The 8445-nt window shown below is 51.6% G+C and carries 11 protein-coding genes and 2 pseudogenes; 6 read left to right on the top strand and 7 right to left on the bottom strand.

The window, feature by feature from the left end; translation table 11 throughout:
- Window positions 1-283: 283 nt before the first annotated feature.
- The 6 genes and pseudogenes from B5F35_RS18935 to B5F35_RS18940 all read right to left on the bottom strand — a co-directional run bounded on the left by B5F35_RS18935 (window position 284) and on the right by B5F35_RS18940 (window position 3066).
- Window positions 284-460, bottom strand: coding sequence for a hypothetical protein (locus tag B5F35_RS18935; RefSeq protein WP_164488533.1), 177 nt, complete (start codon window positions 458-460; stop codon window positions 284-286).
- On the bottom strand, window positions 457-1050 hold the full coding sequence (locus B5F35_RS19065) for a DUF3846 domain-containing protein (RefSeq protein ID WP_330396279.1): 594 nt from the start codon (window positions 1048-1050) through the stop codon (window positions 457-459). Before B5F35_RS19065 ends, B5F35_RS18935 begins: the two co-directional genes overlap by 4 nt.
- Window positions 1039-1676 (bottom strand): annotated as a pseudogene (locus B5F35_RS19070) (ATP-binding protein); the annotation flags it as partial. The pseudogene B5F35_RS19070 and the gene B5F35_RS19065, both read right to left, overlap by 12 nt.
- A complete protein-coding gene (locus tag B5F35_RS16935) occupies window positions 1673-2398 on the bottom strand; it encodes a putative phage replisome organizer (RefSeq protein ID WP_087242733.1) in 726 nt (241 codons plus the stop codon). The gene B5F35_RS16935 and the pseudogene B5F35_RS19070, both read right to left, overlap by 4 nt.
- Before the next feature lie 112 nt (window positions 2399-2510).
- Entirely contained in the window at window positions 2511-2909 is a 399-nt protein-coding gene (locus B5F35_RS16940) for an IME_Rho_tet family cysteine-rich VLP protein (RefSeq protein WP_087242735.1), read from the bottom strand.
- A complete protein-coding gene (locus tag B5F35_RS18940) occupies window positions 2890-3066 on the bottom strand; it encodes a hypothetical protein (protein WP_164488534.1) in 177 nt (58 codons plus the stop codon). The genes B5F35_RS16940 and B5F35_RS18940 overlap by 20 nt, the downstream gene beginning before the upstream one ends.
- Window positions 3067-3172: 106 nt before the next feature.
- Between B5F35_RS18940 and B5F35_RS16945 the strand changes: the two genes are divergently transcribed.
- Together B5F35_RS16945 and B5F35_RS16950 are read left to right on the top strand one after the other, a co-directional pair.
- Window positions 3173-3451, top strand: coding sequence for a type II toxin-antitoxin system RelB/DinJ family antitoxin (locus B5F35_RS16945; RefSeq protein ID WP_003509354.1), 279 nt, complete (start codon window positions 3173-3175; stop codon window positions 3449-3451).
- Window positions 3448-3738: a type II toxin-antitoxin system YafQ family toxin gene (locus tag B5F35_RS16950; RefSeq protein ID WP_087242737.1), complete on the top strand. Its 291-nt coding sequence runs from the start codon at window positions 3448-3450 to the stop codon at window positions 3736-3738. Before B5F35_RS16945 ends, B5F35_RS16950 begins: the two co-directional genes overlap by 4 nt.
- Before the next feature lie 485 nt (window positions 3739-4223).
- Here B5F35_RS16950 and B5F35_RS16955 read toward each other — a convergent pair.
- Window positions 4224-5141 (bottom strand): annotated as a pseudogene (locus B5F35_RS16955) (DUF4368 domain-containing protein); the annotation flags it as partial.
- Between the two features lie 45 nt (window positions 5142-5186).
- Between B5F35_RS16955 and B5F35_RS19480 the strand changes: the two are divergent.
- The 4 genes from B5F35_RS19480 to B5F35_RS16975 are packed head-to-tail and all read left to right on the top strand — an operon-like array spanning window position 5187 to window position 8086.
- Complete coding sequence (locus B5F35_RS19480) at window positions 5187-5516, top strand: AMP-binding protein (RefSeq protein ID WP_275532272.1); 330 nt, start codon at window positions 5187-5189, stop codon at window positions 5514-5516.
- Window positions 5464-7059 carry an SDR family oxidoreductase gene (locus B5F35_RS19485; protein ID WP_087242741.1) on the top strand — a complete coding sequence of 532 codons (1596 nt, stop codon included), beginning with the start codon at window positions 5464-5466 and terminating at the stop codon, window positions 7057-7059. Before B5F35_RS19480 ends, B5F35_RS19485 begins: the two co-directional genes overlap by 53 nt.
- Window positions 7056-7520, top strand: coding sequence for a hypothetical protein (locus B5F35_RS16970; protein WP_087242743.1), 465 nt, complete (start codon window positions 7056-7058; stop codon window positions 7518-7520). Before B5F35_RS19485 ends, B5F35_RS16970 begins: the two co-directional genes overlap by 4 nt.
- Window positions 7517-8086 carry a 4'-phosphopantetheinyl transferase family protein gene (locus B5F35_RS16975; protein WP_087242745.1) on the top strand — a complete coding sequence of 190 codons (570 nt, stop codon included), beginning with the start codon at window positions 7517-7519 and terminating at the stop codon, window positions 8084-8086. The genes B5F35_RS16970 and B5F35_RS16975 overlap by 4 nt, the downstream gene beginning before the upstream one ends.
- Window positions 8087-8445 lie beyond the last annotated feature (359 nt).

The following is an 8445-nucleotide window of genomic DNA, read 5'->3' on the forward strand; positions in this document are numbered from 1 at the left end:
GCAGTTGACCGACCGCAACTTTATTTTACCAGAAGGTTTTTTCATTATATAATTTCTTTTACTCTCCCCGGCCTAGCCGGGGGTTGTCGTTTCGCTAAAGCATATTAACACAAAGAGCGCCGCCACCGGACAAATATCCGATGACGGCGCTCTTTTCTTGTTTACAAAAGGTACAAATCCAGCATTTTTCCTATGTAGAAACGCTCTGCCGCCCCATATAGGGAATCATACTGCCCCTACCCAGAAAAACCGCCACAGGCGGTTTCTTCCCCTATTTTGAACCCTAATTCCTGCACTTTTTGGAACGGAGGGAAAGATAGTGCGGGCAGGATACCACCACCGCTCGGAAGCTCTGCTTGCAGGGATGGATGCAGCTCTTGCAGAGCTTGTTATATTGACGCCTGCCGTTCTCACCCAGGAAGAACGACCATTCCAGACGCCATTTCTTGCTCCGGCTCATAAGTCGCCCAGCTCCGGGGGCTTCTTCTGCAGGGCAGACTTGTCCGGGCTTTTCCGTTCCGCGCACTCCCGTTTCGCGTCCTCCAGCCGCTCCCGGATGGAGGGCTTTTTCTCCGGCGTGGTCCTGCGCGCCTCGGTCTGGGCTTTCTCCAATTCCTCACCACGGTGGCCGTTGTTGATGATCCCGTCAATCATGCCGTAGTCGTCTTCCAGGGTCATTTCCGCCGTGTGCAGCGGGTTTTCTGGCTCCACAGGAACGGATACGATCTGCCCGTTGATGCTGGCGAACAGCTCCGGCCGCTTGAATCGCTCGGTGTACTTCTGGATCATATCCGGGGGCAGGGACGCAAAATTCTCCGTCCCCAAGCCCACTACCAGGAAGGTGCCCACCACAATGTCGTAAATCTCCCCATGCTCGTCCCATAGGGAACGGTTCAGGTCCAGACCACTGAGCTTGCCTTCATCGTTCAGCACCAGCCCCACCGGATCGTCAAAGGGATAGGAGGCGGCAATGTCGCCGCCCACCTCCGCTTGCAGCGCATGGAGTCCGGGGTCGATCTCCTTCACATAGGGCTCCTTCATCTGCTCCATCGCATACTCGGTGCTGCGCTCCACACCCAAATCGTCAATGATAAGCAGGTCGTACTCGTCAAAGCTGGCGATAAAGTCGGCCCTGTCCTCGGAGAACATCCCGGTCAGGCGGTTCAGGATGGTGGGAAAGTTCGTCATCAACACCGGAACATCCCGGTCAAGCAGGGCGTTGGCGATACAACCGGCGAAAAAGGACTTGCCGGTTCCCACATCCCCGAACAGCAGCAGGCCAGTGTTGTTCTTGTAAGCCTCCTTCCAGTTCTCCACATAGGCGCGGGCCTTGTCCATCAGAGGGGATTTTGGCCGTTGTCGTTGGCAAAGGTGTAGTCGTACAGATAGCGGTCTTGCAGGCCCTGGGCCTTCCGGCGCTTGATACGCTCCATGCGGCGCTGCCGTTCCTCGGCGGCCTTGCGCTGTTCCTCGGCCTCCCGCTGGCACTGGCAGATACAGCGGGGCATGAAATAGCCGGGTTTCCCAAAGCATGGCACAACGGTCTGCCTCTGGCCGCCGCACTTCTTACAGTGAATGAGGCCGTCTGCCGGGTCTATGTACTCGTCCCCGGCCAGCTCCACACCGGCGGCTGCCTTGTCGATCAGCGCCCGGATTTCTGCGGTAATCTCAATCATACGGTTTCATCCTCCTTTACGCTGTAATCCCGGTTGCGAGAGGGCGGAGCCGCTTTCCTGGCGTCCTCGCTGGCCCAGCGCCGGATGGTGGCGGCATGGCTCTGATACCGCTTGCCGGTAGAAGCCATATACTCCGACAGCTTTTCGATGTACTGGCCCCATACGGTGGGAAAGCTGGCCTGCAAATCTGCCAGTTCCTCGTCCGTCAGGAAAACATTCTGGTAACGACCATAGGTGCGGGCGCTCTCACTCTCTCTATTCTCTATACTCTTATCTCTAATATCTAATCTCTTATCTCTAATCTCTGGTGGACAAATGTCCGCCCCGTCGGATGGGAGCAATTTTTGACGCTTCAACCGCATACGCTCTTTCTTTTTCCGTTCCCCCTCGGTAGAGGACTGGCCGATCAGCAATTGGATGTCGGCCATGTAGTAGGCCCCATCGGTCAAAATCTCCACAAGGCCAAATTCGAGGAACACCTTCAAGGCCCTCTCCACCGTCCCCACCTGATGGCGGGTAAAGGTGGCGATGGTCTGGGGCGTGTGGGGCAGATGGTCGTTGAGCATGAGAATACCGCCGCTTTTGAGTGACATGAGGTACATTTTCAGCAGCAGATTGGAGTACAGCAGGCCATTCTGCATACTCTCCAAAATAACCATTGTTTCGCTGTTGTAGAAGTTTTCTTTCAGCTTGAGGTAGTAATATTTTCGATTGTCTGACATGGGTTCCTCCTTGGGGTTTATTTCGGGGGTCTGTACGCCTTTAGAGAGCCGTTTTGGGGGCCAGAGGATAATCTATCAGGCCCCCAGCGACACCCTCGAAAAAAGCCTTGATTTACAAGGGGTTTTCGGCCCCTAAAGCGTGACATTTCGCCCTTTGTTTCCGCTTGCGCTGGGCGGCCTTGATACGCTTCATGCGTCCGGCACATTCCGGGCAGTATTTGGCCCGGTTGGAGCCGGGGGTGAACAGCGCCCCGCAGATAGCACACCGTTTGGCGTCCAGGCGGTGGAACAGGGCTGTTTCCAGTTCCCTGTCCAGCGGCAGCACCGCCGCCCGGAACCACCGGCACAACAGGGAGTAGGAAATGGACTGGACACAGACACATTCCTCCCCATCGTCCAGCGCGATACAGTTGCCGCCGTCATAGTTACAGCACTCATGTACCAGCCGCCGCGCTCTGCGGTACTGGCGGTAGTCCATGACAGGGATGGGTTCAGGCTTGCTTTTCTTCATGCTGGCACTTCCCACACCCGCCGCAGTTGTCGCAGCCCTGGCAGGCATGGGCCTCCGGCTCCGGGCCGGTGGGCGCGTCTGCCAGTTCCGGCTGCAAGAGGGCAAGGGGCAGGCGGATATTCAGGTGGACAGTGACGGGTAAAATAATCTGCTTCATACAGCGACCTCCTTCAATGAATTTACTGTTAAATATTCGTGCAAAGTATTGTTTTCTTCGTGCAAATGGCATATACTAAAAGTACCAGCAGAAAGGGGTTGATGATATGGCTGGAAATACCACAAACATCAGCATCCGCATGGACGCGGATTTGAAGGCACAGGCCGACGCCCTGTTTGCGGAACTCGGCATGAATTTATCCACGGCGTTCAACATCTTCGTGCGCCAGTCGCTTCGTGAAGGCGGTATTCCCTTTGAGGTGAAGCTGGAACAGCCCAACAAGGAAACGATTGCTGCCATGCTGGAAGCGGAAAGGATTGCAAAAGACCCGTCTGTAAAGGGCTACAATGACCTTGACGAGTTGTTTGCCGACCTGAAAAAATGAAGAAAACAAAGTACACCGTCAAGTACACGACCGCTTTCAAAAAGGACTACAAGCGGGCAATCAAGCGCGGCCTGAAAATCGAATTGCTGGAACAGGTCGTGGCGCTGCTGTCGATGGGCGAACCGCTGCCAGATAAAAACCGCGATCACGATTTGTCCGGCGATTGGGTGGGCCATCGGGAATGTCACATTCTCCCGGACTGGCTGCTCATTTACCGTATCGAGGATGATGTGCTGGTGCTAACGCTGGCCCGCACCGGGTCGCACAGCGACTTGTTCGGCAAATAAACCGTCTGCCGCCGTATGGGGGAAACCTGTACGGCGGTTTTTCTGTGTGTAAAGGGGTCGGCAAAACGCCGTACCCTTTATCGCTCCGGCCCCCGGTCGCGGGGCTTATCCTGTCCCTGGCGGGCCAGTGGGTCGGCGGCCTTGCGGAGCCGTTCAACGGCTTTCAGTTCCTCCCGCATGGCCTTCATGTCAATGGTGTCCACCTGCTTCTGGGCGGTCAGCAGGTCGATCTCGCGCTGCCATGCCTTGGGGGTGATTTCCTCGCCGCTGTCCTTCAGTTCCTTCAGATACCGGGCCGCCGCGTCATAGAGGATCAGTTCCCGGCTGTGGCGCTGCTCGAACAGTTCCCGTTTCTCCGGCTTTACCTTGGCAAGCTGCTTTCGGATGGGCTTGTACTTGTTGTACTGCGCCCACATCTCCTCGCGCTCTGTGAGGGTGGCAATCCGGCGCTCGGCCTGGACGATTTTCCCCCGCAGGTCATAGTAGCTGCTGTTCATATACCGGCCCACAAAATTGAAGTAGATTTCAACCTCCTGCGTAGTGTCCTGGCTGCCTTTGCGGGCGCGTTCATGGACAAGGATTTTCTCTACAAACTCGTTGAGCATGGTATTTGTCAGCGTGTCGAAATTCTCATACTTGTCAATCAGGGCAATAAACTTTTCCGCAGATTTCCGGCTCTGCTCATAGCCGGTAACGGCCTTTTCCAGTTCCGTGATTTCCGCATTGAGAGCGTCCTGCTCTTTGGCATACTGTGCGTCCAGGGCCTCATACCGGGCATCCGGCAGCTTACCCAGGACGTTATCCTCATAGATTTTGCAAATCAGCCGTTCCAGTTCCCCAGCCCGCTTTTGGGCGGCGGCCAGCCGTTTCCGCTTCTTGGATATGTCGGCGGTCTGCTGGGCGGCCTGCGTTTCCTGGACGGTGCGGATAAACTCCGCCCGGTCATTCTTGGAATACTCCGCGATGGCCCTGAGCATATCAGCAATCAAGGTCAGAACAGCTTCGGCCTTGATACGGTGCTGTGTAGGGCAAAGGGAGCCGATAGGGTACTTCCCATACTGGCCGCAAGTGTACTGCGGGACACGCTTGCCGTTGTAGGTGCGGTGAACATACATCTTGCCGCCGCAATCGGCGCAGTACATCAGGCCGGTCAGGGGATGGGCCTCCCCAAAGCCGTCCGGGTAGCGTCTAGCGTTTCCCCGGATACGCTGCACATTGTCAAAGGTTTCCTGGTCGATGATAGCCTCATGGGTGTTCTCGAAAATCGTCCACTCGCTTTCGTCAACATAGTGGCTTTTCTTGTCCTTGAAGTGCTTGCGGGTCTTGAAATTGACTGTATGGCCTAAATACTCCCGCTTTTTCAGGATTTCAACAACGGTAGAGGCACTCCAACGATAAATATCCGCAAAGGTGTTGTTTCTATCACCACAGTCAGTTTTGATTTGTTTTTGGCCGAAAGCCTCTTACCGCTTTCTAAGGGGATTCGGATTTTGCTCGCCAACGAGGAACAAGCAAAAATTCAGCCTGAACTCAATGATTTACTACAAACCCATAGTACAGATGTGTTGATGACAACACCTACAAAGATGAAATCATTGATTGCGGACAACACAAAAACTGACTATATGAAACAATTAAAGTTGATTGTCCTGGGCGGTGAGGAGTTGGCTGTGCAATTAGTGGAAAAACTGCGAAAGCTGACCTCTGCGGATATCTATAACATTTATGGACCTACCGAGACGACTGTGTGTGACAAATGCGTGTGTAACAAATGTTGATATCTCTCTTGGTAGGCCAACGTCAAATGCACAAATTTATATTGTTGATCAATATAGGAAACTGGTTCCCATTAGCGTGACAGGTGAGCTTTGCATTGCAGGCGACTGCGTGGGCGCTGGGTACTTAAACCGTCCTGAGCTGACCGCACAAAAGTTTATTGACAATCCGTTTGGCACAGGTAAGCTCTACAAGACCGGCGACCTCGCCTATTGGAGAGAGGACGGGAACATCAGTTATGTGGGGCGCAACGACTTCCAAGTGAAAATCCGTGGCCTCCGTATTGAACTGGGCGAAATTGAAAACGCCATCAGCATGGTGGAGGGCGTTTCACAGGCGGTTGTTGTGGTTCGCAAAGACGAGACTGGCAGGCAGCTCATTTGCGCTTTCTACACTGGAAAAGAACTGGAAGCCAAAGAAATCCGTAATGAGATTGGAAAAACGCTGCCCAAATATATGTTGCCGCACATCGTCACCCACCTTGATGAGATGCCCCTGACCGCCAGCGGAAAGACCAACCGCAAGGCATTACCGGAAGTGGATCTCTCATCCATTGTCACGCAGGCAGAATATGTGAGGCCAACAGGTAAAATAGAGAAAAATTTGGCCAAACTCATGGAGGAAGTTCTGGAGTATTCCCCTGTTGGATTACTCGATGATTTCTTTGACTTGGGCGGCGACAGCCTAAAGGCAATCGAGTTTGTTTCAAAGGCCCACAGCGAGAGAATTTATTTTGAATTACAGGCGGTATTTGACAATCCTACGGTGCAAACACTAACAGAGCACATTCAGAAGAAGGACAAAGAAGAAGTCGTTTGGCGTACTGGAGATTTTGAGTCGTACAATGAGATTTTGAATCAGAACGTAATTGGAAGCGCCCCTGTTCCAAAAGAAACAAGGATCGGAAATGTTTTGCTCACCGGTGCAACCGGCTTCCTGGGTGCGCACATCTTGAACGAGTTGCTCAATGAGGAGTGCGGCAATGTGTACTGCCTTGTGCGGGGTGAAAACGAGTCCGAAAGCTGCAACCGTCTAAATTCGGTTCTACGCCATTATTTCGGCAATAAATATGACGGTTGTCCAAAACTAAAAGTTGTGTGCGGTGACATCGAGGAACAGTTCGCACTGGATGCGCAAATCGACATGGTGATCCACTCAGCGGCCAGCGTGAAACATTATGGTTCTTACAAATACTTTTATGGCATCAATGTAGTCGGAACAAAGAATATGCTGACTTTTGCAAAAGAAAAGAATGCTCGCTTCCTGTATATTTCAACCATCAGTGTCAGTGGGAATACTTTTGCTGACAGCTTCGATGTCTATGTCAGCGAAGAAGAAAAGCATTTTTATGAAAGCAGCTTGTTCATTGGACAAGACCTCAGGAATGTTTATGCCCGCAGCAAATTTGAGGCAGAGCGGGCGGTTTTGGATGCGATGAAAGAGGGCCTACGGGCGAATATTTGCCGCATGGGAAATCTGACCAACCGTGCGTCGGACGGAGTATTCAGCCAAATTATAAATCAAATGCTTTTGTCCAACGCATGAAGGCTGGCATCGAGTTTGGAATCCTGCCCGATTATTTGATGGAGCTGTATGCGGAGTTTACGCCGATTGATGATGCGGCAAGAGCGGTAGTTACTGTTGCAAGGCATTTCAACGCCCACTATACCGTATTTCACATCAACAATAACAAGCCTTTCTATTTTGACAGGCTCGTAGATGCGGCCCACGCTCTGCATATTGACCTGAAGGTAGTACCGGATGCCGAATTTACAGCGGCATTGAAAGAAACGGCCAAAAACACCGAGAGTTCCTATGTATATGAGGCATTTATCAACGATATGGATACCAACGATAAGCTCATGTATGATAGCAACATTCGGATTGAAAACGAGTTCACGGTCTGGTACTTGGAACAGCTTGGGTTCGAGTGGCAGGAACCCGATGTGGATTATCTGCGTAAATGGGTCGGGTATTTTGTTAAGCTAGGATATTTGAACCTATGACGCCGCAAATTTATCTTATAAAAGCTTTAGCGCCGTTGCAACACCATCAACGAGAGATCTTTTGGCGATGTGTGACGCCGGAAAAGCGAGAACGCATTTTACGGCAAAGAGTGCAACAAAACGCAGACAACATCCTGCTTGGCGATGTTCTCGTAAAAGTCGTCATAAAAGAAACATTCCATATCCCCATATCCGAACAGAGATTCGGTTATGGGGAATATGGAAAGCCCTATCTACTGGGATATCCTGAGATTCAATTTAATATCAGCCATTCCAACCAATATATTGTTTGCGGCATTTGTGACCGTCCAATCGGCGTTGACATTCAAAAAACCGGTACCTATAAGCAAACTGTCGCGGAACGTGTCTGTTCTCAAGCCGAATTGCAGAAGATTTTGGAAAGTAAAGATAGAGACAGCGAGTTCATCAAAATATGGAGCGCAAAAGAGGCGATTTTAAAGGCATACGGTCATGGAATTGGAAGTGTTTCTTTACGAGAGGTAGACAGTTCAAGCGCAAAATCTTTGCGAGTAGGGCAATATTGGTTTAGTTATGTTGTAATATAGGTAACTAATGTCGATATAGCGCAACCTATTCTTTGCGAGCAACGCATTTGTTCCCATAAACGATGAAAAACAGCTTTTCGATGTTGCATCCAAGCTGATTTCTACGTCTGTTGAGGTGACAGCTTATCCCCTTTGAAGCACATCTCCCATGTGGCTCCATGCATTTGATCCCCAACGCTGTTTTTCTGCGTCTCAGTGGATGGCGTCTGCGCTTGAGCCGTACAAGAATCAAAATAGACCTAAAAAGACAGTAAGCGTCAAACGTAACGGCGCATAGACAATCCCAGCTCAGAGATGATTCTCAGAGCTGGGATTGTCTCGTCATTTTACTTTACACGTCTCCGGAGCCTTCCAGGGGA

Source organism: Anaeromassilibacillus sp. An200 (genome assembly GCF_002160025.1).
In the GTDB taxonomy this organism is placed as follows: domain Bacteria; phylum Bacillota; class Clostridia; order Oscillospirales; family Acutalibacteraceae; genus Caccousia; species Caccousia stercoris.

What these genes read in the sequence shown, in the direction of transcription:
- B5F35_RS16935 (WP_087242733.1), bottom strand. Translation starts at nt 2,398, where the DNA reads ATGTCAGACAATCGAAAATATTACTACCTCAAGCTGAAAGAAAACTTC.
- B5F35_RS16945 (WP_003509354.1), top strand. Translation starts at nt 3,173, where the DNA reads ATGGCTGGAAATACCACAAACATCAGCATCCGCATGGACGCGGATTTG.
- B5F35_RS18935 (WP_164488533.1), bottom strand. Translation starts at nt 460, where the DNA reads ATGAGCCGGAGCAAGAAATGGCGTCTGGAATGGTCGTTCTTCCTGGGT.
- B5F35_RS16950 (WP_087242737.1), top strand. Translation starts at nt 3,448, where the DNA reads ATGAAGAAAACAAAGTACACCGTCAAGTACACGACCGCTTTCAAAAAG.
- B5F35_RS18940 (WP_164488534.1), bottom strand. Translation starts at nt 3,066, where the DNA reads ATGAAGCAGATTATTTTACCCGTCACTGTCCACCTGAATATCCGCCTG.
- B5F35_RS16975 (WP_087242745.1), top strand. Translation starts at nt 7,517, where the DNA reads ATGACGCCGCAAATTTATCTTATAAAAGCTTTAGCGCCGTTGCAACAC.
- B5F35_RS16940 (WP_087242735.1), bottom strand. Translation starts at nt 2,909, where the DNA reads ATGAAGAAAAGCAAGCCTGAACCCATCCCTGTCATGGACTACCGCCAG.
- B5F35_RS19485 (WP_087242741.1), top strand. Translation starts at nt 5,464, where the DNA reads ATGGACCTACCGAGACGACTGTGTGTGACAAATGCGTGTGTAACAAAT.
- B5F35_RS16970 (WP_087242743.1), top strand. Translation starts at nt 7,056, where the DNA reads ATGAAGGCTGGCATCGAGTTTGGAATCCTGCCCGATTATTTGATGGAG.
- B5F35_RS19065 (WP_330396279.1), bottom strand. Translation starts at nt 1,050, where the DNA reads ATGGAGCAGATGAAGGAGCCCTATGTGAAGGAGATCGACCCCGGACTC.